General features: G+C 52.1%; 19 protein-coding genes and 3 pseudogenes. 10 read left to right on the forward strand and 12 right to left on the reverse strand.

The genetic code is table 11. The features are described from left to right. Window positions 1-61 precede the first annotated feature (61 nt). The 5 genes from OGX89_RS16375 to tkt all read right to left on the reverse strand — a co-directional run bounded on the left by OGX89_RS16375 (window position 62) and on the right by tkt (window position 6,996). Window positions 62-922, reverse strand: coding sequence for a small-conductance mechanosensitive channel MscS (locus OGX89_RS16375; RefSeq protein ID WP_003825461.1), 861 nt, complete (start codon window positions 920-922; stop codon window positions 62-64). 191 nt (window positions 923-1,113) lie between these two features. Further along, the gene (fbaA, locus tag OGX89_RS16380; RefSeq protein WP_003027029.1) at window positions 1,114-2,193 is read right to left on the reverse strand and encodes a class II fructose-bisphosphate aldolase; all 1,080 of its coding nucleotides are present in this window, start codon (window positions 2,191-2,193) and stop codon (window positions 1,114-1,116) included. A gap of 88 nt (window positions 2,194-2,281) precedes the next feature. Continuing rightward, on the reverse strand, window positions 2,282-3,445 hold the full coding sequence (gene pgk, locus OGX89_RS16385; protein WP_003027032.1) for a phosphoglycerate kinase: 1,164 nt from the start codon (window positions 3,443-3,445) through the stop codon (window positions 2,282-2,284). Window positions 3,446-3,484: 39 nt separating this feature from the next. Further along, window positions 3,485-4,513, reverse strand: coding sequence for an erythrose-4-phosphate dehydrogenase (epd, locus tag OGX89_RS16390; RefSeq protein WP_008785759.1), 1,029 nt, complete (start codon window positions 4,511-4,513; stop codon window positions 3,485-3,487). Between the two features lie 491 nt (window positions 4,514-5,004). Continuing rightward, window positions 5,005-6,996: a transketolase gene (tkt, locus tag OGX89_RS16395; RefSeq protein ID WP_003825453.1), complete on the reverse strand. Its 1,992-nt coding sequence runs from the start codon at window positions 6,994-6,996 to the stop codon at window positions 5,005-5,007. A 279-nt stretch (window positions 6,997-7,275) separates the two neighbouring features. Between tkt and loiP the strand changes: the two genes are divergently transcribed. Beyond that, window positions 7,276-8,034, forward strand: a complete 759-nt coding sequence (gene loiP, locus OGX89_RS16400; RefSeq protein ID WP_126956601.1) for a metalloprotease LoiP — start codon at window positions 7,276-7,278, stop codon at window positions 8,032-8,034. Window positions 8,035-8,133: 99 nt separating this feature from the next. Here loiP and speB read toward each other — a convergent pair whose 3' ends face one another. The 4 genes and pseudogenes from speB to yqgG all read right to left on the reverse strand — a co-directional run. Beyond that, window positions 8,134-9,054 carry an agmatinase gene (speB, locus tag OGX89_RS16405; RefSeq protein WP_003825449.1) on the reverse strand — a complete coding sequence of 307 codons (921 nt, stop codon included), beginning with the start codon at window positions 9,052-9,054 and terminating at the stop codon, window positions 8,134-8,136. 207 nt (window positions 9,055-9,261) lie between these two features. Further along, entirely contained in the window at window positions 9,262-11,238 is a 1,977-nt protein-coding gene (gene speA, locus OGX89_RS16410; protein ID WP_071692619.1) for a biosynthetic arginine decarboxylase, read from the reverse strand. An 8-nt stretch (window positions 11,239-11,246) separates the two neighbouring features. Continuing rightward, on the reverse strand, window positions 11,247-11,378 hold the full coding sequence (gene yqgB / locus OGX89_RS16415) for an acid stress response protein YqgB (protein WP_003027062.1): 132 nt from the start codon (window positions 11,376-11,378) through the stop codon (window positions 11,247-11,249). 258 nt (window positions 11,379-11,636) lie between these two features. After that, window positions 11,637-11,738: pseudogene (gene yqgG / locus OGX89_RS16420) on the reverse strand (small protein YqgG); the annotation flags it as partial. Between the two features lie 418 nt (window positions 11,739-12,156). Between yqgG and metK the strand changes: the two are divergent. From metK to ruvX, 8 genes are all read left to right on the forward strand, one after another. After that, window positions 12,157-13,311 carry a methionine adenosyltransferase gene (gene metK / locus OGX89_RS16425; protein ID WP_020996311.1) on the forward strand — a complete coding sequence of 385 codons (1,155 nt, stop codon included), beginning with the start codon at window positions 12,157-12,159 and terminating at the stop codon, window positions 13,309-13,311. Window positions 13,312-13,709: 398 nt separating this feature from the next. Further along, complete coding sequence (gene galP, locus OGX89_RS16430) at window positions 13,710-15,104, forward strand: galactose/proton symporter (protein ID WP_126956597.1); 1,395 nt, start codon at window positions 13,710-13,712, stop codon at window positions 15,102-15,104. 76 nt (window positions 15,105-15,180) lie between these two features. Next, window positions 15,181-15,678, forward strand: coding sequence for a SprT family zinc-dependent metalloprotease (locus OGX89_RS16435; protein ID WP_126956595.1), 498 nt, complete (start codon window positions 15,181-15,183; stop codon window positions 15,676-15,678). Window positions 15,679-15,772: 94 nt separating this feature from the next. Further along, window positions 15,773-16,480, forward strand: a complete 708-nt coding sequence (gene endA / locus OGX89_RS16440; protein WP_003825437.1) for a deoxyribonuclease I — start codon at window positions 15,773-15,775, stop codon at window positions 16,478-16,480. 74 nt (window positions 16,481-16,554) lie between these two features. Continuing rightward, on the forward strand, window positions 16,555-17,286 hold the full coding sequence (rsmE, locus tag OGX89_RS16445) for a 16S rRNA (uracil(1498)-N(3))-methyltransferase (RefSeq protein ID WP_008785768.1): 732 nt from the start codon (window positions 16,555-16,557) through the stop codon (window positions 17,284-17,286). 19 nt (window positions 17,287-17,305) lie between these two features. Then, window positions 17,306-18,253: a glutathione synthase gene (gene gshB, locus OGX89_RS16450; RefSeq protein ID WP_003027083.1), complete on the forward strand. Its 948-nt coding sequence runs from the start codon at window positions 17,306-17,308 to the stop codon at window positions 18,251-18,253. 176 nt (window positions 18,254-18,429) lie between these two features. Next, a complete protein-coding gene (locus tag OGX89_RS16455) occupies window positions 18,430-18,993 on the forward strand; it encodes a YqgE/AlgH family protein (RefSeq protein WP_003027086.1) in 564 nt (187 codons plus the stop codon). Beyond that, window positions 18,993-19,409, forward strand: coding sequence for a Holliday junction resolvase RuvX (gene ruvX / locus OGX89_RS16460; protein ID WP_003825428.1), 417 nt, complete (start codon window positions 18,993-18,995; stop codon window positions 19,407-19,409). The genes OGX89_RS16455 and ruvX overlap by 1 nt, the downstream gene beginning before the upstream one ends. Here ruvX and OGX89_RS16465 read toward each other — a convergent pair. Continuing rightward, window positions 19,406-20,386 (reverse strand): type IV pilus twitching motility protein PilT, encoded by a 981-nt coding sequence (locus OGX89_RS16465; RefSeq protein WP_003825426.1) that lies wholly within the window; start codon window positions 20,384-20,386, stop codon window positions 19,406-19,408. The two genes, ruvX and OGX89_RS16465, sit on opposite strands and share 4 nt — an antisense overlap. 17 nt (window positions 20,387-20,403) lie before the next feature. Between OGX89_RS16465 and OGX89_RS16470 the strand changes: the two are divergent. Further along, a pseudogene (locus OGX89_RS16470) lies at window positions 20,404-20,574 on the forward strand (YggS family pyridoxal phosphate enzyme); the annotation flags it as partial. A gap of 5 nt (window positions 20,575-20,579) precedes the next feature. On the opposite strand, the gene OGX89_RS16475 reads toward OGX89_RS16470, so the two are convergent. Further along, a complete protein-coding gene (locus tag OGX89_RS16475; protein ID WP_126956593.1) occupies window positions 20,580-20,999 on the reverse strand; it encodes a DUF3828 domain-containing protein in 420 nt (139 codons plus the stop codon). 710 nt (window positions 21,000-21,709) lie between these two features. Continuing rightward, window positions 21,710-21,788 (reverse strand): annotated as a pseudogene (locus OGX89_RS23900) (hypothetical protein); the annotation flags it as partial.

Here is a 21,788-nt window from a genome sequence, read left to right on the forward strand (position 1 = left end):
CGCCTTATCCGGTCTATAAAACCTGTGGGCCCGGTAAGCGATAGCGCCACCGGGCACGCGATTACTCTGCCGCGCTCTCTTTCACACGCTTGAAGTTCACATCCATCTGCGGGTACGGGAAGCTGATACCGTTGGCGTCAAACTCGCGTTTAATACGCTCCAGTACGTCCCAGTAAACGCTTTGCAGATCGCTACTGTTGCTCCAGACGCGTACCACAAAATTAATCGAGGAAGCGCCCAGCTCATTCAGGCGCACCGTCATTTCACGATCTTTAAGGATACGCTCGTCAGACTGAATGATATCGGTGAGGATTTTTTTCACCTGATCGATATCGGAGTCGTAAGCCACGCCGATGATAAATTCGTTACGACGAACCGGCTCACGAGAGAAGTTAATGATGTTCCCGGCAATGATTTTACCGTTTGGGATCACCACAATCTTACCGTCTACGGTACGCATAGTCGTGGAGAAAATCTGCACGTTGAGTACGGTTCCCGCTACGCCTCCGAGGTCTACATACTCACCTGCGCGGAACGGACGGAACATCACCAGCAGCACGCCAGCGGCGAGGTTGGACAGCGAACCTTGCAGCGCCAGACCAACGGCTAAACCTGCGGCACCGAGAACGGCAATCACAGAAGCGGTTTGTACCCCAACGCGACCCAGAGCGGCAATCAGCGTGAACGCGATAATACCGTAACGCACCAGTGCAGAGAGGAAGTCAGCAACGGTTGCATCAATTTTACGTGCCACCATCAGGCGGTTAACGGTGTTTGATACGATGCGCGCCACAATCATACCGATAATGACAATGGCGATGGCCGCAACGATGTTGACGGCATAGCTTAACAGCAGCTCCTGATTGCGGACCAGCCAGGTGCCCGCACCATTTATGCTGTCGACAACATTCAAATCTTCCATTCAATATTCCTTTTTTGCTTACCCAAATGGGAAAAATAAAGCCGTCCCAACGGGACTGGCAATCTGACAAGGGTAAACAATAAACCTGGATTTTGCCAAACAGATCACAGAATTCTCTGCCAGCAGCATATTGAAATGGCAATAAAAAAGGCCCGCATTTGCGGGCCTCATGTCATGTAGAACGGCGTAAATTACAGAACGTCAACCGCGTTCAGTTCTTTGAAAGCCTGTTCCAGACGGGTGATCATGGTTGCCTGACCAGCACGCAGCCATACGCGCGGATCGTAGTATTTCTTGTTCGGCTGATCTTCGCCTTTCGGGTTGCCCAGCTGGCCCTGCAGGTAAGCTTCGTTCGCTTTGTAGTAGTTCAGAACGCCTTCCCAGGTAGCCCATTGGGTATCGGTGTCGATGTTCATTTTCACTACGCCGTAGCTTACGGAGTCTTTGATTTCCTGAGCAGTAGAACCGGAACCGCCGTGGAAGACGAAGTTCAGGCTGTTGTGCGGCAGGTTATGTTTCTTAGAAACATAGTCCTGAGAGTCGCGCAGGATGGTCGGGGTCAGAACAACGTTACCCGGCTTGTAAACGCCGTGAACGTTACCGAAGGAAGCTGCGATGGTGAAACGCGGGCTGATTTTGCTCAGCTCGGTGTATGCGTAATCAACGTCTTCCGGCTGGGTGTACAGTGCAGAAGCGTCCATGTGGCTGTTGTCCACGCCGTCTTCTTCGCCACCGGTGCAACCCAGTTCGATTTCCAGGGTCATGCCCATTTTGGACATGCGCGCCAGGTATTTGGAGCAGATTTCGATGTTCTCTTCCAGAGACTCTTCAGACAGGTCGATCATGTGAGAAGAGAACAGCGGTTTGCCGGTTGCTGCGAAGTGTTTTTCACCCGCGTCCAGCAGACCGTCGATCCACGGCAGCAGTTTCTTCGCGCAGTGGTCAGTGTGCAGGATAACCGGAACACCGTAGTGTTCAGCCATCTGGTGAACGTGATGCGCGCCAGAGATAGCACCCAGGATTGCAGCGCCCTGAGGAACGTCAGACTTCACGCCTTTACCCGCGATGAAAGAAGCACCACCGTTGGAGAACTGTACGATTACCGGCGCTTTAACTTTTGCAGCGGTTTCCAGAACGGCGTTGATGGAGTCGGTACCCACGCAGTTAACAGCTGGCAGAGCAAAGTTGTTTTCTTTTGCTACCTGGAAAACTTTCTGTACGTCATCACCAGTGATTACGCCTGGTTTTACGAAATCAAAAATTTTAGACATATTACGAATCCTGTATCTTCGGCCTTGGAAAGGGCGCGCGCTCTAAAGCGCGCTAATAATTGGGCAGGTTTCCCTGCCCATTAAATGCTTACTTTTTAGCGCGCTCTTCGAGCATCGCTACTGCTGGCAATACTTTACCTTCCACGAATTCGAGGAAAGCGCCGCCGCCAGTGGAGATGTAGGAGATTTTGTCAGCAATGCCGAACAGGTCGATTGCTGCCAGGGTGTCACCGCCGCCTGCGATAGAGAACGCTTCGCTGTCTGCGATAGCGTTAGCAACGATTTCAGTACCTTTGCGGAAGTTCGGGAACTCGAACACGCCAACCGGGCCGTTCCACAGAATGGTTTTCGCATTCTTCAGGATGTCAGCCAGCTGCTGTGCAGAAGCGTCGCCGATGTCCAGGATCTGCTCGTCTTCTTTCACATCGCTAACGGACTTCAGAGTAGCCGGTGCAGTTTCAGAGAATTCAGTCGCTACGCGAACGTCGGTCGGGACCGGGATGTCACAAGTGGTCAGCAGACGCTTAGCTTCGTCAACCAGGTCAGCTTCGTACAGGGATTTACCCACGTTGTGGCCTTGAGCGGCAACGAAGGTGTTCGCGATACCACCGCCAACGATCAGCTGGTCAGCGATTTTTGACAGAGAATCCAGAACGGTCAGTTTGGTGGAAACTTTAGAACCGCCAACGATAGCAACCATCGGACGAGCAGGTTCTTTCAGTGCTTTACCCAGCGCATCCAGCTCAGCAGCCAGCAGCGGGCCTGCGCAAGCTACATCAGCGAATTTACCGATACCGTGAGTAGAAGCCTGTGCACGGTGAGCTGTACCGAAAGCGTCCATTACGAATACGTCGCACAGCGCAGCATATTTTTTGGACAGTGCTTCGTCGTCTTTCTTCTCGCCTTTGTTGAAGCGAACGTTTTCCAGAACTACCAGTTCACCGGCAGCGACTTCAACGCCGTCCAGGTAATCTTTTACCAGGCGAACCGGAGCAGACAGTTTGTCTTTCAGGTAGTTAACAACCGGCAGCAGAGAGAATTCTTCGTTGTACTCGCCTTCGGTAGGACGACCCAGGTGGGAAGTTACCATCACTTTCGCACCCTGTTTCAGGGCCAGTTCGATGGTCGGCAGAGAAGCACGGATACGCGCATCGCTGGTTACTTTCCCTTCTTTAACTGGTACGTTCAGGTCCGCACGGATAAAAACGCGTTTACCAGCCAGATCCAGATCGGTCATCTTAATTACAGACATGGTGAATCCTCTCGTTGATTCATAAAGTTTTGTCGACGCTCAAGCGTCGAGCCTGAAACCAATAGCAGCCATCGCTAACGTAGTGTCGAGCATACGGTTAGCAAAGCCCCATTCATTATCACACCAGACCAGCGTTTTGATCAGGTGAGCGCCACTCACACGCGTTTGCGTACCATCAACGATGGCGCTGTGCGGGTCGTGGTTAAAATCTACAGAGACCAACGGTAATTCCGTATAGTCAACTATACCATGAAATGCACCTTGTGCTGCTTTTTGCAGCAACTGGTTGACTTCACTGGCTTTTACTGGTTTTTTCACCGTCACGCTTAAGTCGATCGCCGTCACATTTATGGTTGGTACACGCACCGCTATCGCTTCAAAACGATCGTTAAACTGCGGGAAAATTCGCGTGATGCCCGCCGCCAGTTTGGTATCAACCGGAATAATCGACTGGCTGGCCGCTCGCGTGCGACGCAGGTCAGGATGATAAGCATCAATAACCTGCTGATCGTGCATCGCAGAGTGGATCGTGGTGACGGTACCAGACTCAATGCCGTAAGCATCATCCAGCAATTTAATGACGGGTATTATGCAATTCGTGGTGCAGGAAGCGTTGGAAACGATCCGGTGCTCAGCGCGCAGCTGATCCTGATTAACGCCATACACAACGGTTGCGTCGATGTCGTGACTACCAGGATGTGAAAAGAGCACTTTTTTTGCACCAGCGGCAATATGCGCCTCGCCGTGTTCGCGATTGCCGAAGACCCCCGTACAATCCAGCACGATGTCGACACCCAGTTCGCGCCATGGAAGTGCATCGAGTGTTCGCTCATGCAGAATGCGGATAGCGTCATCGCCAACGATGAGCTGGTCACGTTCCTGACGAACATCCCAGGCAAAACGTCCATGGCTGGTGTCATATTTCAACAAATGCGCCATGCCTGCAGCATCCGCAAGTTCGTTGATTGCCACCACGGTGATTTCCGCCCGACGCCCGGATTCATACAAAGCACGAACCACGTTGCGTCCGATGCGACCGAAACCATTAATCGCTACGCGTACGGTCATAGGTCTCCTGCAAGGATTTCTCAGAAACGATGTGGCAGACAGAGTAATGCAGCAAATCGCTCAGGGAAACCTTACCTGTCGCAAACTGCGACTAATTGGTTAATTGTCGAACATTTAATCGACTGAAACGCTTCAGCTAGAATAAGCGAAACGCGGAATAAAAGGAATGATTGTCCAGCAACAGAACACAGTTATCTGACTTGCGTCACATTTTAACGCCCTTCAACGCTAAATTTATTCCATATTCCAGAATGACGAATAACCGTAGCAAAATTATTTCGTTGTCGTGTTACACACCCTGATTTAAATCAGAAAGCCCCCTAACCTACATCTAATCACCAGCGCGAGGTCCGAGTCCCGGAGCCCTTCAACGATGCCGCAGACGGTCTGGATAGCAGACTGCGCCGTGCGATTGCGCAACGCGCGGCGCGTTCCGGAAAAGCAAAAAAAAACGGGCCGCCTGAGCGACCCGTTTTCACCTGTAATCGAAATTACAGCAGTTCTTTTGCTTTCGCGACAACGTTGTCTACGGTGAAGCCGAACTCTTCAAACAGCAGCTCTGCCGGAGCAGACTCACCAAAGGTGGTCATACCGACGATTGCGCCGTTCAGGCCCACGTATTTGAACCAGTAGTCAGCGATACCTGCTTCCACTGCAACGCGAGCGGAAACCGCTTTCGGCAGCACAGACTCACGGTAAGCGGCATCCTGTTTGTCGAACGCGTCGGTAGACGGCATGGAAACCACGCGAGCCTTCACGCCTTCGGCAGTCAGTTTGTCCCACGCAGCCACAGCCAGCTCAACTTCAGAACCGGTAGCGATGAAGATCAGTTCCGGCTGACCGTCGCAGTCTTTCAGCACGTAACCACCGCGAGCGATGTTTGCCAGCTGCTCTTCGGTACGCTCCTGCTGTGCCAGGTTCTGGCGGGAGAGGATCAGCGCGGTCGGGCCGTCCTGACGCTCAACGCCGTATTTCCACGCAACGGCGGATTCAACCTGGTCACACGGACGCCATGTGCTCATGTTCGGGGTCACACGCAGAGAAGCAACCTGCTCTACCGGCTGGTGAGTCGGGCCGTCTTCGCCCAGACCGATGGAGTCGTGGGTGTAGACCATGACCTGACGCTGTTTCATCAGCGCAGCCATACGCACCGCGTTACGGGCATATTCCACAAACATCAGGAAGGTGGAGGTGTACGGCAGGAAACCACCGTGCAGCGAGATACCGTTGGCAATCGCGGTCATACCAAATTCACGCACACCGTAATGGATGTAGTTACCGGCGGTATCTTCGTTAATCGCTTTCGAACCAGACCACAGCGTCAGGTTAGACGGTGCCAGGTCAGCGGAGCCGCCGAGGAATTCAGGCAGCAGAGGACCGAAGGCTTCAATCGCGTTCTGAGAAGCTTTACGGCTGGCGATTTTCGCCGGATTAGCCTGCAGCTTAGCAATGAACTCGTTCGCTTTTGCGTCGAAGTCAGACGGCATCTCACCTTTCATACGACGGGTAAATTCAGCCGCTTCCTGCGGGTAGGCTTTCGCATAAGCAGCGAACTTCTCGTTCCATGCAGCTTCTTTTGCCTGACCGGCTTCTTTCGCATCCCACTGCGCGTAGATTTCAGACGGGATTTCGAACGGTGCGTATTTCCAGCCCAGCTGTTCACGGGTCAGTGCGATTTCTGCATCGCCCAGCGGTGCACCGTGAGAGTCGTGAGTACCCGCTTTGTTCGGAGAACCGAAACCGATGATGGTTTTGCACATCAGCAGGGACGGTTTGTCGGTCACTGCGCGTGCTTCTTCTACTGCACGTTTAATGGCGTCAGCATCGTGGCCATCAACGCCACGAACCACATGCCAGCCGTAAGCTTCAAAACGCTTCGCGGTGTCATCGGTGAACCAGCCTTCAACGTGGCCATCGATAGAGATGCCGTTGTCATCGTAGAACGCAACCAGTTTACCCAGCTTCAGCGTACCAGCCAGGGAACATACCTCGTGAGAGATACCTTCCATCATGCAGCCGTCGCCCATGAAAGCATAGGTGAAGTGGTCAACGATGTCGTGACCTGGACGGTTAAACTGCGCCGCCAGCGTTTTTTCAGCGATAGCCATACCCACTGCATTCGCAATGCCCTGACCCAGAGGACCTGTAGTGGTTTCAACACCCGCGGTGTAACCCACTTCCGGGTGACCCGGAGTTTTGGAGTGCAGTTGACGGAAGTTCTGCAGCTCGGACATCGGCAGATCGTAGCCGGTGAGGTGCAGCAGGCTATAAATCAGCATGGAGCCGTGGCCGTTGGACAGCACGAAGCGGTCACGGTCAGCCCAGGACGGGTTAGTCGGGTTGTGGTTCAGGAAATCACGCCACAGGACTTCGGCAATGTCAGCCATACCCATCGGGGCACCCGGGTGACCGGATTTGGCTTTCTGTACTGCGTCCATGCTCAGCGCACGAATAGCATTGGCAAGCTCTTTACGTGAGGACATTTTGACTCCAGATCGGATAATGAAGGCTGAGCCCTTAACGACTTGACGACAGCGCGTTTTGGGCTACGCCGGAAAAAAGTGCCAACAATGTAACCCAAGCCGCGTGTCATGTACATGGAGCATCCTTTTGCCGCTTCAGAAATCTCTGGATCATGCGCGCAAGTTGCGCAATCTTCTCGCCCGCGTATTGTTCTTTTCTTTATACTTAGGCCGAGCGTCGGTTCACCTGCAAACGACGTAATTTTTAGAATAATCCTGACTTTGTGCGGAAGAGAAAAAATGAAAATTCGCGCTTTACTGCTTGCTACGAGCATGGCTGCGGCATTGACCGGCTGCCAGAACATGGACTCCAACGGACTGCTTTCTTCTGGCGCGGAGGCTTTTCAGGCCTACAGTCTGAGCGATGCTCAGGTAAAAGCGCTGAGCGATCAGGCCTGTAAAGATATGGACAGCAAGGCTACTATCGCTCCGGCCAGCAGCGAGTACGCAACGCGTCTTGGCAAAATCGCCGCCGCGCTTGGCGATAACATAAACGGCCAGCCGGTGAACTACAAAGTCTATATGGCGAAAGATGTGAATGCCTTTGCCATGGCAAACGGCTGTATCCGCGTGTACAGCGGCCTGATGGATATGATGACCGACAACGAAGTCGAAGCGGTAATCGGCCATGAAATGGGCCACGTCGCGCTGGGTCACGTGAAAAAAGGTATGCAGGTTGCGCTGGGTACTAACGCCATACGTGCAGCGGCGGCATCCGCTGGCGGCATTGTCGGCAGCCTGTCGCAGTCGCAATTGGGCGATCTTGGCGAGAAACTGGTGAACTCGCAGTTCTCCCAGCGTCAGGAATCCGAGGCGGATGATTACTCGTATGATTTGTTGCGCAAACGCGGGATCAATCCGGCAGGTTTAGCCACCAGCTTTGAGAAACTGGCCAAACTGGAAGCTGGACGTCAAAGCTCAATGTTTGACGATCACCCGGCATCCGCAGAACGTGCGCAACATATTCGCGATCGCATGAGCGCAGACGGGATCAAATAACCGTTAATCGTGCCGGATGCGGCGTGAACGCCTTATCCGGCCTACAAACATCAACCAGCTGTAGGCCGGATAAGCGTTAGTGCCATCCGGCAAAACAACTTATTCGCCTTTTTTCGCTGCCTGGATGTACAGCATTTCCAGAGCCAGCGTAGCCGCTGCCAGCGCGGTGATCTCTGACTGATCGTAAGCCGGAGCCACTTCAACAACGTCCATCCCGACGATGTTCAGATCTTTCAGACCACGTACCAGCTTGATCGCGCGATCGGAAGTCAGACCGCCAATCACTGGCGTACCGGTACCCGGCGCAAACGCTGGATCCAGACAGTCGATATCAAAGGTCAGATACACCGGCATATCACCGACAATCTGCTTAACCTGGGCGATGATGTCATCTACGCTGCGATCGTTCACCTGGCAGGCATCCAGCACGGTAAAGCCGTTGTCTTTGTCGAATTCGGTACGAATACCAATCTGCACAGAGTGATTCGGATCGATCAGCCCTTCGTTCGGCGCCGTGTAGAACATAGTGCCGTGGTCGAATTCGCAGCCGTTCGCGTAGGTGTCGGTGTGGGCATCAAAGTGCACCAGCGCCATTTTACCAAAGTGTTTAGCGTGCGCGCGCAGCAGCGGCAACGTGACAAAGTGGTCGCCGCCAAAGGAGAGCATACGCTTACCGGCAGAAAGCAGCTTCTCAGCATGCGCCTGCAGTTTTTCACTCATTTCACGCGCATCACCGAAGGCATAAACCAGATCGCCGCAGTCCACCACGTTCAGGCGCTCGCGCATATCGAAGTTCCACGGGAAGCGGTTGTGTTCCCACGCCAGGTTAGTGGAAACCTGACGGATTGCCGCCGGACCATGACGCCCGCCCGCGCGGCCAGACGTTGCCATATCAAACGGTACGCCGGTGATCACCCAATCGGCGTCGCTTTCGTATGGCATGAAGTTCATCGGCAGACGTAAAAAACCAAAGGCGTTAGAAACCAGGGAGTTGTCGTATTGATGACCTAAGGTGCTCATGTACTGACCTCTTTAAAAATCGATGAAAAAAAATCCCCTCCGCGTCGTTAAGCCCGACGAGGAAGGGATTGATTTGGTAGCTGCATATTTACGGCAAATTATCGCCGTTATTTTGTACGGATTCAAGTAAGTGCCACAAATGCGGCTTCGCCTTATCCGGCCTACTTTCGTAGGCCCGGTAAGCGTAGCGCCAGCAGGCATTTATCGTTACTCATCTTCCAGATAAGTATAACCGTACAGACCGGCCTCAAACTCTTCGAGGAACTGTTGCTGCAGCTCGGTATCCAGATCGGTGTTTTTCACCTGGTCACGGAACTGCGTCAGCAGGGTGTTCGGATCCAGTTGCACGTACTGCAACATATCCGCCACGGTATCCCCTTCATCAGACAGCTCAACTTCCACACTGCCGTCAGGGAAGACGAACACGTCAACCGCTTCGGTATCACCAAACAGGTTGTGCATGTTGCCGAGGATCTCCTGGTACGCCCCCACCATAAAGAAGCCCAGCATCGGCGGGTTCTCCGGGTCGTATTCCGGCATCGGCATAGTGGTCGCAATGCCATCACCGTCAACATAGTGGTCGATAGCGCCATCAGAGTCACAGGTGATATCCAACAGCACCGCACGGCGCTCAGGTACCTGGTTCAGTCCTTCCAGCGGCATTACCGGGAACAACTGATCGATCCCCCACGCATCCGGCATCGACTGGAACAGCGAGAAGTTGACGTAAATCTTATCCGCCATACGTTCCTGCAGCTCGTCGATAATCGGGCGATGCGCGCGGTTGCTCGGGTCGAGTTGTTTCTGCACTTCATGGCACATGTTCAGATAAAGCTGCTCAGCCCACGCGCGCTCTTGCAGGCTAAAGGTACCTGAAGAGTAACCAACGTGAATATCGTGCAGATCCATCTGGCTGTCGTGCAGCCATTCACGCAGCGAACGGCGAGTTCCCGGTTCATGCATTTCTTGCCAGGTTTCCCACATGCTTTGCAGAGCACGCGGCGCATCGTCAGCCGGAGGCGTTGCTTCTGTGTGTTCACTACGCTCAACGCCGATAATGTTAGATACCAGCACGGTATGGTGCGCGGTAACCGCGCGGCCAGACTCGGTGATTACCGTCGGATGCGGCAGACCGTGTTCTTCACAGGCGTCGCCAATAGCCCAGATGATGTTGTTGGCATATTCGTTCAGGCCGTAGTTTACAGAACAGTCAGACTGCGAACGGGTACCTTCGTAATCCACGCCCAGACCACCGCCCACGTCGAAGCACTGGATATTGACGCCAAGCTTGTGCAGCTCAACGTAGAAACGCGCCGATTCACGTACGCCGGTGGCGATATCACGAATGTTCGCCATCTGCGAGCCAAGGTGGAAGTGCAGCAACTGAATGCTGTCCAGACGACCGCGCTCGCGCAGAATTTCGACCAGTTGCAGCACCTGGTTTGCCGCCAGGCCGAATTTCGATTTTTCCCCGCCGGAGGACTGCCACTTGCCAGAGCCCTGCGACGCCAGACGCGCACGCACGCCCAGACGCGGAACGACATTCAGGCGTTCAGCTTCATCCAGCACGATAGCGATTTCAGACATCTTCTCGATGACCAGATAGACCTTATGGCCCATCTTCTCGCCAATCAGCGCCAGACGGATATATTCGCGGTCTTTATAACCGTTACACACGATCACGCTACGGGTCATTCCGGCATGGGCCAGAACGGCCATCAGTTCAGCTTTGGAACCCGCTTCCAGCCCCAGCGGTTCGCCAGAGTGGATCAGCGATTCAATCACGCGACGGTGCTGGTTGACCTTGATCGGGTAAACGAGAAAATAGTCACCGTTGTAACCGTAAGATTCACGGGCACGTTTAAACGCGGCGTTAATCGAACGCAGACGGTGTTGCAGGATCTGCGGGAAGCAGAACAATGCAGGCAAACGCTGGCCCTGCGCTTCACGGGCTTTCACCAACTCAGCAAGGTCAACGCGCGCTTCGGGTACGTCCGGATCCGGGCACACGCTGATGTGACCCAGTTCATTGACGTCGTAGTAGTTATTACCCCACCAGGCAATATTGTAAGTACGCAGCATCTTGCTGGCTTCCTGGGAACTCATTGCAACCTCCTGCATGGAGCGTAGTACACCGTGTTCGCCTGCTGACGAAGGCGAACCCAAAGAAATGTCGTCAGACATAGCGAACCTCAAATTTTATTAACAAGTGTAAAACAGTTGACTACTATCGCAATCCGAAGACGCGATAACAACCCAAATACAGGCAGAATTTGCAGCAGATAGTGCTGACGCTCCGACTGTGCGACCGGTTTCTTTTTCATATCAATGTAAACACGTAACCGAACTTAATGCTGACGGTTCGGCGAAACCACGAGAAAACTCTTGTTTACCAAGAGCGCCCTTGTTCAGTTCTTAGTGACCGTTACCGGCTCTTGAGTCCTGAGATACGCCGAGATGGGTATACACTTCATCCTTCATGCAGCCTCTTTGTTGGCTACGCTCATTCGCCCCAGTCACGTACTACTCGTACGTTCAGGGGACTCATTCACTTGCCGCCTCGACGCAGCATAAATGATTTTGTGTATATAACATCGACAGGTATGCAAAGCAGAGATGCAGATTGCGGGGGACATATGTACACCAGAACGGTGCGACAGATTCTGCAGAATACAACGGTTCATTATCTCGTATCACCTCCACGGTTGCTCCTTACGGAACGAACCCACAAGCCAAAGCTAAAGTTTTAACCCGGCTGGAAGTGGCAACACGATGAAAACGTCGTGTGCTTTTATATGAGCCGCGCGCCGCGTTTTATACCGACAACAGTACGAAAATGCAAAAGATAAATATGCACATTGCCAGCACCGTCAGGAAAAATTTCCAGTTACATTTTCAGTACAATGCGACCTCAATCAAAAAAAGCTGGAAATCAGGCGAAGAACTGTCCTAAAATAGCCGTCCAGATGTTAATCCATCTATACCGATTAACACTCAGACTGCCAGTGTCCGTCATCTGCAGACTCATGGTAGAATCTTCTACACATGGCTATTCCACTCGACAGTTTGAGCTAACCAAATTCTCCTTAGGTGAAATTAAATATGGCAAAACACCTTTTTACGTCCGAGTCCGTATCAGAAGGGCATCCTGACAAAATCGCTGACCAAATCTCTGATGCTGTGCTGGATGCAATCCTGGAACAGGATCCAAAAGCACGCGTTGCCTGCGAAACCTACGTCAAAACCGGTATGGTTTTAGTTGGCGGTGAGATCACCACCAGCGCATGGGTTGATATCGAAGAGATCACCCGTAACACGGTTCGCGAAATTGGCTATGTGCATTCCGACATGGGCTTTGACGCCAACTCTTGCGCGGTACTGAGCGCGATTGGTAAACAGTCTCCGGACATCAACCAGGGTGTTGACCGTGCCGATCCGCTGGAACAGGGCGCAGGCGACCAGGGCCTGATGTTTGGTTATGCAACCAACGAAACCGACGTGCTGATGCCAGCACCTATTACCTATGCTCACCGTCTGGTGCAGCGTCAGGCTGAAGTGCGTAAAAACGGCACCTTATCCTGGCTGCGTCCGGATGCAAAAAGCCAGGTAACCTTCCAGTATGACGACGGCAAAATCGTCGGTATTGATGCGGTTGTTCTGTCTACTCAGCACTCTGAAGATATCGACCAGAAATCGCTGCAAGAAGCCGTTATGGAAGAGATCATCAAGCCGGTACTGCCGACTGAATGGCTGACCGCTTCGACCAAATTCTTCATCAACCCAACTGGTCGTTTCGTTATCGGCGGCCCGATGGGCGACTGCGGTCTGACCGGTCGTAAAATCATCGTTGATACCTACGGCGGCATGGCGCGTCACGGCGGCGGTGCATTCTCTGGTAAAGATCCGTCTAAAGTTGACCGTTCCGCAGCCTATGCAGCCCGTTACGTAGCGAAAAACATCGTTGCCGCAGGCCTGGCTGACCGTTGTGAGATTCAGGTTTCCTACGCAATCGGCGTGGCGGAACCGACATCTATCATGGTGGAAACGTTCGGTACTGAAAAAGTGCCTTCAGAGCAGCTGACCCTTTTGGTGCGTGAGTTCTTCGACTTGCGCCCGTATGGCCTGATTCAGATGCTGGATCTGCTGCACCCGATTTACAAAGAAACCGCTGCTTACGGTCACTTTGGTCGCGAACATTTCCCATGGGAAAAAACCGACAAAGCACAGTTGCTGCGCGACGCTGCCGGTCTGAAGTAATTTAAACCAGACTTAACGCTTATGAAGACCAGCCTCGCGCTGGTCTTTTTTTATACCTATTTCCTCTCCCACATCCATCACCAAACCGCGCTGATTACTATTGCTTTAAATGAAAATGAAAGCGATTACATCACACAATATTTCCCTCTACCTTGAATTAACATCTCTTAGCCAGCACACTTGCATCACTGTTACATTATCTTTCATCATTGTCTTAAATTCAGACGACAAACATTATTTAACCCCAATAAATAATGTTAACTTTCAATGAATTAACTAATAACCCGCATGAATGACAGTGTAAGCGATTACACTAATGTGATGTGATTCGCATTTTTTTACCCCGTACTCACCTACCCTTAACATCAACAAAACTAGCTACCCAACCGGAGGGCATCATGCCTGACAATAAAAAAACGGGGCATTCCAACAAAGCCATGACATTTTTTGTCTGCTTTCTGGCAGCCCTGGCTGGATTACTTTTTGGCCTGGATATCGGTGTTATTGCCGGTGCTTTACCGTTCATCACCGACGAGTTTCAAATTACCCCGCACACTCAGGAATGGGTGGTGAGTTCCATGATGTTTGGTGCGGCGGTAGGTGCTGTCGGCAGCGGTTGGCTCTCCTTCAAACTGGGACGCAAAAAAAGCCTGATGATCGGTGCGATCTTGTTTGTTGCGGGTTCACTGTTCTCCGCCGCTGCGCCAAACGTTGAAGTCCTGCTGGTTTCCCGCGTGCTGCTAGGCCTGGCTGTAGGCGTTGCGTCTTATACCGCGCCGCTGTACCTGTCTGAAATTGCCCCGGAAAAGATTCGTGGCAGCATGATCTCTATGTATCAGCTGATGATCACCATCGGTATTTTGGGCGCGTATCTTTCCGATACAGCGTTTAGCTACAGCGGCGCATGGCGCTGGATGCTGGGTGTAATCATCATCCCTGCCCTGCTGCTTCTGGTCGGCGTTATCTTCCTGCCGGACAGCCCACGTTGGTTTGCAGCTAAACGTCGTTTTGTTGATGCTGAACGCGTCCTGTTGCGTCTGCGTGACACCAGCGCAGAAGCCAAACGCGAGCTGGATGAAATCCGTGAAAGTCTGCAGGTAAAGCAGAGTGGCTGGGCGCTGTTTAAAGAAAACAGCAACTTCCGTCGTGCGGTATTCCTTGGCGTTCTGTTGCAGGTGATGCAGCAGTTCACCGGGATGAACGTCATCATGTATTACGCACCGAAAATCTTTGAGCTGGCGGGCTACACCAACACCACCGAGCAGATGTGGGGGACTGTTATCGTCGGTCTGACCAACGTGCTGGCAACCTTTATCGCCATTGGCCTGGTTGACCGTTGGGGCCGCAAGCCTACGCTGATCCTTGGCTTTATCGTGATGGCCGTTGGTATGGGCGTGCTGGGTACAATGATGCACGTGGGGATTCACTCGGCATCCGCACAATACTTCGCAGTACTGATGCTGCTGATGTTTATCGTTGGCTTTGCCATGAGCGCCGGTCCGCTGATTTGGGTACTGTGCTCTGAAATCCAGCCGCTGAAAGGCCGCGATTTCGGCATCACCTGCTCTACTGCAACCAACTGGATTGCCAACATGATCGTCGGCGCAACCTTCCTGACGATGCTGAACTCACTGGGCAGCGCCAACACCTTCTGGGTCTACGGCGGCCTGAACGTACTGTTCATCTTCCTGACTCTGTGGCTGATCCCTGAAACTAAAAACGTCTCTCTGGAACACATTGAGCGTAACCTGATGAAGGGTCGTAAACTGCGCGAAATTGGCGCACACGACTAATCACCAAAGGCTTCCTCCCCAGCGGAGGAAGCCTTCCTCTTGCAGTCCCTTCCCTGTCGCACTATCCTCTGGCGTTATGAAAACCGCCCGTCTCCCTATCGCCATCCAGCAAGCCGTTATGCGTAGCCTGCGGGAAAAACTCGCCCAGGCCAATCTCAAGCTCGAACGCCAATACCCGGAGCCAAAGCTGGTTTACCAACAGCGCGGCACCGCCGCGGGCACTGCGTGGCTACAAACCTATGAAATTCGCCTTAATCCCGTCCTGCTGATGGAAAACGTCGACGCATTCATTAACGAAGTTGTGCCCCATGAACTGGCGCATTTACTGGTGTGGAAGCACTTTGGGCGCGTGCCGCCACACGGGAAAGAGTGGAAATGGATGATGGAAAGCGTTCTGGGCGTACCGGCCCGGCGCACGCATCAGTTTGAACTGCAATCGGTGCAGCGCAAGACTTTTACTTACCGCTGTAAGTGTCAGGAGCACCAACTGACCGTCCGGCGCCATAACCGCATTGTGCGCGGTGAGGCCACCTACCGCTGTGTTCACTGCGGCGAACCACTGGTTGCAGAATAATCTTCAGAATTATCAGGAACTTTTCTGACCTAACTGATTGCATACTGGAATAACTTTCGCTACGTTGCGGGCTCGTTTTGACACGGAGTTTGTGATGTACCGTCATTTTTCTTTTGCTGCGGCCCTGTTAGCCGCTGCGTTTTCAGGCCCGGTTTTAGCCGAAGGCATCAACAGTTTTTCTCAGGCAAAAGCAGCAGGCGTCAAGGTTAACGCCGATGCGCCGGGCGATTTCTACTGCGGTTGTAAAATTAACTGGCAAGGCAAAAAAGGGGTCGTTGACCTCGAATCCTGCGGCTATAAAGTGCGAAAAAATGAAAACCGCGCCAGTCGAATTGAATGGGAGCACGTTGTCCCCGCCTGGCAATTTGGTCATCAGCGTCAGTGCTGGCAGGACGGAGGGCGTAAAAACTGCGCCAAAGATCCGGTCTATCGCAAAATGGAAAGCGACATGCATAACCTGCAACCTGCGGTGGGTGAGGTAAATGGCGATCGCGCTAACTTCATGTACAGCCAGTGGAACGGTGGCGAGGGTCAGTATGGGCAATGCGCCATGAAGGTCGACTTCAAAGAGAAAGTTGCCGAGCCGCCAGCCCGCGCCCGCGGTGCCATTGCTCGTACCTATTTTTACATGCGCGACCAGTACTCTCTAACGCTCTCCCGCCAGCAAACTCAGCTTTTTAACGCCTGGAATAAGCAATATCCGGTCACCGACTGGGAGTGTGAGCGCGACGAACGCATTGCAAAGGTACAGGGGAACCATAACCCATATGTGCAACGCGCTTGCCAGGCGCAAAAGAGCTAACCTACACTAGCGTCAATATTTTTAACCATGCCCTGGCCTTTCGTAGCCCAGGGCCATGACGCGGATGTTTAACTATGCGCATTCCTCGCATTTATCACCCTGAGCCAATCACTTCCGGCAGCCAAATTTCACTGTGTGAAGATGCAGCCAACCATATCGGCCGCGTGCTGCGTATGGGACCGGGCCAGGCGCTACAGCTGTTTGATGGCAGCAATCAGGTATTCGACGCTGAAATCACCCACGCCAGTAAAAAAAGCGTGGACGTGAAGGTACTTAACGCTGAACTCGACGATCGTGAGTCGCCGTTGCACATCCACCTGGGTCAGGTGATGTCGCGCGGTGAAAAAATGGAATTTACTATCCAGAAATCGATCGAACTGGGTGTAAGCCTCATTACGCCACTTTTTTCTGAGCGCTGCGGCGTTAAACTGGACAGTGAACGCCTGAACAAGAAGCTCCAGCAGTGGCAGAAAATCGCCATTGCCGCCTGCGAACAGTGCGGTCGTAACCGGGTGCCCGAAATTCGCCCGGCAATGGATTTGGAAGCATGGTGCGCGGAACAGGACGAAGGTCTGAAACTGAACCTGCATCCGCGCGCCAGCGCCAGCATCAATACGCTGCCGCTGCCGGTGGAGCGCATCCGCTTGCTGATTGGCCCGGAAGGCGGGTTGTCGGCAGATGAAATTGCCATGACCGCACGTTATCAGTTTACTGATATTCTGTTAGGACCTCGCGTTCTGCGTACTGAGACAACCGCGCTCACCGCCATTACTGCGCTACAGGTGCGTTTTGGCGATCTAGGCTAAGGCATAAACGGAGAAGAAAATGATCAAGCTCGGCATCGTGATGGATCCCATCGCAAGCATCAACATCAAGAAAGATTCCAGCTTCGCTATGCTGCTGGAAGCGCAACGTCGCGGTTACGAAATTCATTATATGGAGATGGCCGATCTTTATCTGATCAACGGTGAAGCCCGCGCCCATACGCGTACCCTGAGCGTAGAGCAGAACTACGACAAATGGTATGAGTTCAAGAGCGAGCAGGATCTCCCGCTGGCAGACCTGGACGTTATTCTGATGCGTAAGGATCCGCCGTTTGATACCGAGTTCATCTACGCAACCTATATTCTGGAACGTGCAGAAGAAAAAGGGACGCTGATCGTCAACAAACCGCAGAGCCTGCGCGACTGCAACGAAAAGCTGTTCACCGCATGGTTTGCCGACCTGACGCCGGAAACGCTGGTCACGCGTAACAAAGCGCAGCTGAAAGCCTTCTGGCAAAAACACAGCGACATCATTCTCAAACCGCTGGACGGCATGGGCGGCGCATCTATTTTCCGTGTGAAGGAAGGCGACCCGAACCTTGGCGTCATTGCTGAAACGCTGACCGAGCACGGTACCCGCTACTGCATGGCGCAGAACTATCTGCCAGCAATTAAAGATGGCGATAAACGCGTCCTGGTGGTCGATGGCGAACCCGTTCCTTATTGCCTGGCGCGTATTCCGCAGGGCGGCGAAACCCGTGGCAACCTGGCCGCTGGCGGTCGTGGCGAGCCGCGTCCATTGACCGACAGCGACTGGGAAATTGCACGTCGCATTGGGCCAACGCTGAAAGCGAAAGGTTTGATTTTTGTCGGTCTGGATATCATTGGCGATCGTCTGACGGAAATTAACGTTACCAGCCCAACCTGTATTCGTGAAATTGAAGCGGAGTTCCCGGTTTCGATTACCGGTATGCTGATGGATGCCATTGAGGCGCGTTTACAGAAATAAATACGTTGCCGGATAGCGACGCTATCGCGTCTTATCCGGCCTGGAATTGCACCCCGCAGGCCGGATTAGGCGAAGCCGTCATCCGGCAATGCTATCTTCAGAGGGTGACATCTTCGAGCTTTGCCCACATACTGGGCTCTGTTGCTTTTTTGAACCAGGAAACAGAACCTCTGACAATGAATTTACAGCATCACTTTCTGATTGCCATGCCTGCTCTCCAGGATCCGATTTTCCGCCGTTCCGTGGTGTACATCTGTGAACATAATGAGAACGGAGCAATGGGGATTATCGTCAATAAGCCTCTGGAAAACTTACAAATTGAAGGGATTCTGGAAAAGCTGAAGATTACCCCAGAAGAACGCGATCCGGCCATTCGTCTGGATAAACCAGTGATGCTCGGCGGCCCGCTGGCGGAAGACCGTGGATTTATTCTCCACACTCCACCGTCACGCTTTGCCTCCAGTATTCGCATCTCAGATAACACCATCATCACAACCTCCCGCGATGTACTAGAAACCCTGGGCACGCAAGAACAACCGTCCGAAGTGCTGGTTGCTCTGGGTTATTCATCATGGGAAAAAGGTCAACTGGAACAAGAGCTACTGGATAACGCCTGGCTCACGGCGCCCGCAGACCTCAACATCTTATTCAAAACGCCGATTGCCGACCGCTGGCGCGATGCGGCGAAGCTTATCGGGATAGATATTCAGACCATGCCTGGCGTGGCGGGACATGCCTGATGAGCGGAACATTACTCTCTTTTGATTTTGGTACGAAAAGTATTGGTGTTGCTGTTGGTCAGCGCATTACCGGTACGGCCAGACCGTTGCCCGCCATTAAGGCGCAGGACGGTACGCCAGACTGGAGTTTGATTGAACGCCTGCTGAAAGAATGGCAGCCGGATGAAATCATTGTCGGCCTACCACTCAACATGGATGGCACAGAACAGCCCCTTACCGCACGCGCGCGTAAGTTCGCTAACCGTATTCACGGTCGCTTTGGCGTAACCGTAACGCTGCACGATGAACGCTTGAGCACCGTCGAGGCCCGCTCCGGCCTGTTCGAACAAGGCGGATACCGGGCGTTGAATAAAGGCAAAGTGGACTCCGCTTCTGCCGTTATTATTCTCGAAAGCTATTTCGAGCAGGGCTACTAAAGCCGACCCTGCGCCTGGCGCTGCTGCTGGCTCTGCGTAAACGTCTGCATACCTGTCTGCTGCCCGGTTTGAATTACGCCGGGTAGCTGATGCGTTTTCCCTTCACGAATCAAATTGCCCACGGCTGGCGTGTTGACGAGCAGCTCAAATAGCGCCACGCGTCCTCCCAACTTATCTTCCTCCAGCTTTTGCGAAAGTACCGCCCGTAGGCTGTCTGCCAGCTGATTACGCACCGGATCTTTCTCCTGTGCGGGAAAGGTATCCACCAGCCGCGCGATGGCCTGCGCCGCCCCTCGCGTATGTAACGTTGCCAGCACCAGATGCCCGGTTTCCGCTGCCGTTAACGCCAGGCGAATAGTTTCCGCGTCGCGCAGTTCGCCCAGCAAAATGACGTCGGGATCTTCACGCAGCGCGCCGCGTAAACCGGCGGCAAAAGAAGCGCAGTGTACGCCCACCTCCCGTTGGTGAATAAGACAACGCTGGCTGGTGTAGCGATATTCAATGGGATCTTCCAGCGTCAAAATATGTCCCGCAACGTGCTGGTTAAGATATGCCACCATCGCCGCCAGGGTCGTTGATTTACCGCTACCGGTAGCGCCTGTCACCAGAATTAACCCATTTTCACTGCGCAGCAGTTCAGGTATGACGTCAGGGGTCTGGAGATCGTCTAAACGTGGACAATCAAGCGGGAGCAATCTTAGCGCCAGCGAGGTTCCCTGTTGATGAACAAAAGCACTGGCGCGCAGCCGCTGGGAACCTGCCAGCGCAATAGCAAAATCCAGCTGCCCCTGTTCCTGCCACTGTACCTGTTGTTGCTCATTGAGCCAGCACATCAGCAGATTCTCCACGTCAGGCGTAGTAAAGGGTGCGATTTCGACTTTTCCACGTATGCGCCAGCGCGCAGGCCATGCATTGCACAGGTGTAGATCCGACACGTTATGCTTTACACTAAGGGCCACTATTTCTTCCATATTCATATGAACATCCTCGGAAAATGAACGATATCGCGCATAACCTGGCACATGTCCGGGACAAAATCTCAGCCGCCGCGACACGTTGCGGGCGGTCTTCAGAAGAAGTTACGTTGCTTGCAGTCAGTAAAACCAAACCTGCGAGCGCCATCGAAGAAGCCATTACGGCAGGATTATTTTCAATTGGTGAAAACAATAACTAATGGCGAGTAGCCACGCTCTTGATTTTCCATACACCATTTTCTTCTACCATGCAGTCAATGACTTTTTGAGATGACTCACCTGTTCCAAATGTCAAATAGACATTGGTACAAATAGGATCAGTTATAGTTAGATCAATACTAATATGCTTACTCCAGTCTTCATTTGCAAAATCCTGAACCTTTAGAAAATAATCCTCTTCAAGCTCATTGTTCATATAAGCTTGTTTTAATTCATTCAATGTATCAATACTAACAAAAGGCTCTAATGCCGTCGGGTTATCTGCAACTGGGATGATATTATGAGTAATCTGCTTTATATACCAGGCATTGAATTTTAATGCTTGCATATCAGCAGGAACTATTTCTGCCAAAGCAAATGATGAGAATAGAAAAGTAAATAATATTAATCGCTTCATCAGTTGTGCCTATATAATTTATACGAAGGCTGACTTTTACGATAACCAGGTCCGGGGTACACGCCATGTTCCTGCTTGAAATCTGACCACCAGTAATGCCCATCAAAAATCGCCATATGACCTGCTGTATTTCCTCCAGTATATGGTTGGATTATAGCAACATCACCTTTTATAGGATTCCCATATACTTCACGAAAACCAGCTAATACTAAATATTTACCCATATTTTTAGCATTATCATGATGTAATGATACGCCACCATGTTCGATAGCTGCTGTTACTGCCCTGCACAATAACCCGTAGCGTGTGGATGAGCATTATGTCTAACAAAATTTATAGCGGCTTCTTTATTCCACATTTACAACACCTCATTTATAAATGAAGAATATTAAATATCACAAAGCGAACCATTAGCATGAACATTAAATGCTTCCAACTCCATTTATTGACATCATCACCATGTCCCAAACTTATATTTGCAATGTGTATTATCGTTTAGTTATAAAATAAGCAACAATATTCACCCCACCAATTAAGTAATAGCTTAACTTTATTAGAGATATAATTTTACACCTGTTTTTATTACTTTAAACCTTTAAATTAAAGCGAACTTGAGCTAAATAAAAACGAATTAAAAATTCTGTTTGTTAAATCTGTTTACATCTTCCTACAGACTCACATTTTGTACTCAGCACATCCACAGTCCCACCAGGCGTAGTAAAGGGTGCGATTTCGACTTTTCCACGTATGCGCCAGCGCGCAGGCCATGCATTGCACAGGTGTAGATCC

Source organism: Citrobacter sp. Cpo103, from assembly GCF_030332605.1.
GTDB lineage: Bacteria > Pseudomonadota > Gammaproteobacteria > Enterobacterales > Enterobacteriaceae > Citrobacter > Citrobacter portucalensis.

Coding starts and splice junctions, on each gene's coding strand:
- OGX89_RS16375 (WP_003825461.1), bottom strand. CDS start 922: ATGGAAGATTTGAATGTTGTCGACAGCATAAATGGTGCGGGCACCTGG.
- fbaA (WP_003027029.1), bottom strand. CDS start 2,193: ATGTCTAAAATTTTTGATTTCGTAAAACCAGGCGTAATCACTGGTGAT.
- pgk (WP_003027032.1), bottom strand. CDS start 3,445: ATGTCTGTAATTAAGATGACCGATCTGGATCTGGCTGGTAAACGCGTT.
- epd (WP_008785759.1), bottom strand. CDS start 4,513: ATGACCGTACGCGTAGCGATTAATGGTTTCGGTCGCATCGGACGCAAC.
- tkt (WP_003825453.1), bottom strand. CDS start 6,996: ATGTCCTCACGTAAAGAGCTTGCCAATGCTATTCGTGCGCTGAGCATG.
- loiP (WP_126956601.1), top strand. CDS start 7,276: ATGAAAATTCGCGCTTTACTGCTTGCTACGAGCATGGCTGCGGCATTG.
- speB (WP_003825449.1), bottom strand. CDS start 9,054: ATGAGCACCTTAGGTCATCAATACGACAACTCCCTGGTTTCTAACGCC.
- speA (WP_071692619.1), bottom strand. CDS start 11,238: ATGTCTGACGACATTTCTTTGGGTTCGCCTTCGTCAGCAGGCGAACAC.
- yqgB (WP_003027062.1), bottom strand. CDS start 11,378: ATGAAAAAGAAACCGGTCGCACAGTCGGAGCGTCAGCACTATCTGCTG.
- metK (WP_020996311.1), top strand. CDS start 12,157: ATGGCAAAACACCTTTTTACGTCCGAGTCCGTATCAGAAGGGCATCCT.
- galP (WP_126956597.1), top strand. CDS start 13,710: ATGCCTGACAATAAAAAAACGGGGCATTCCAACAAAGCCATGACATTT.
- OGX89_RS16435 (WP_126956595.1), top strand. CDS start 15,181: ATGAAAACCGCCCGTCTCCCTATCGCCATCCAGCAAGCCGTTATGCGT.
- endA (WP_003825437.1), top strand. CDS start 15,773: ATGTACCGTCATTTTTCTTTTGCTGCGGCCCTGTTAGCCGCTGCGTTT.
- rsmE (WP_008785768.1), top strand. CDS start 16,555: ATGCGCATTCCTCGCATTTATCACCCTGAGCCAATCACTTCCGGCAGC.
- gshB (WP_003027083.1), top strand. CDS start 17,306: ATGATCAAGCTCGGCATCGTGATGGATCCCATCGCAAGCATCAACATC.
- OGX89_RS16455 (WP_003027086.1), top strand. CDS start 18,430: ATGAATTTACAGCATCACTTTCTGATTGCCATGCCTGCTCTCCAGGAT.
- ruvX (WP_003825428.1), top strand. CDS start 18,993: ATGAGCGGAACATTACTCTCTTTTGATTTTGGTACGAAAAGTATTGGT.
- OGX89_RS16465 (WP_003825426.1), bottom strand. CDS start 20,386: ATGAATATGGAAGAAATAGTGGCCCTTAGTGTAAAGCATAACGTGTCG.
- OGX89_RS16475 (WP_126956593.1), bottom strand. CDS start 20,999: ATGAAGCGATTAATATTATTTACTTTTCTATTCTCATCATTTGCTTTG.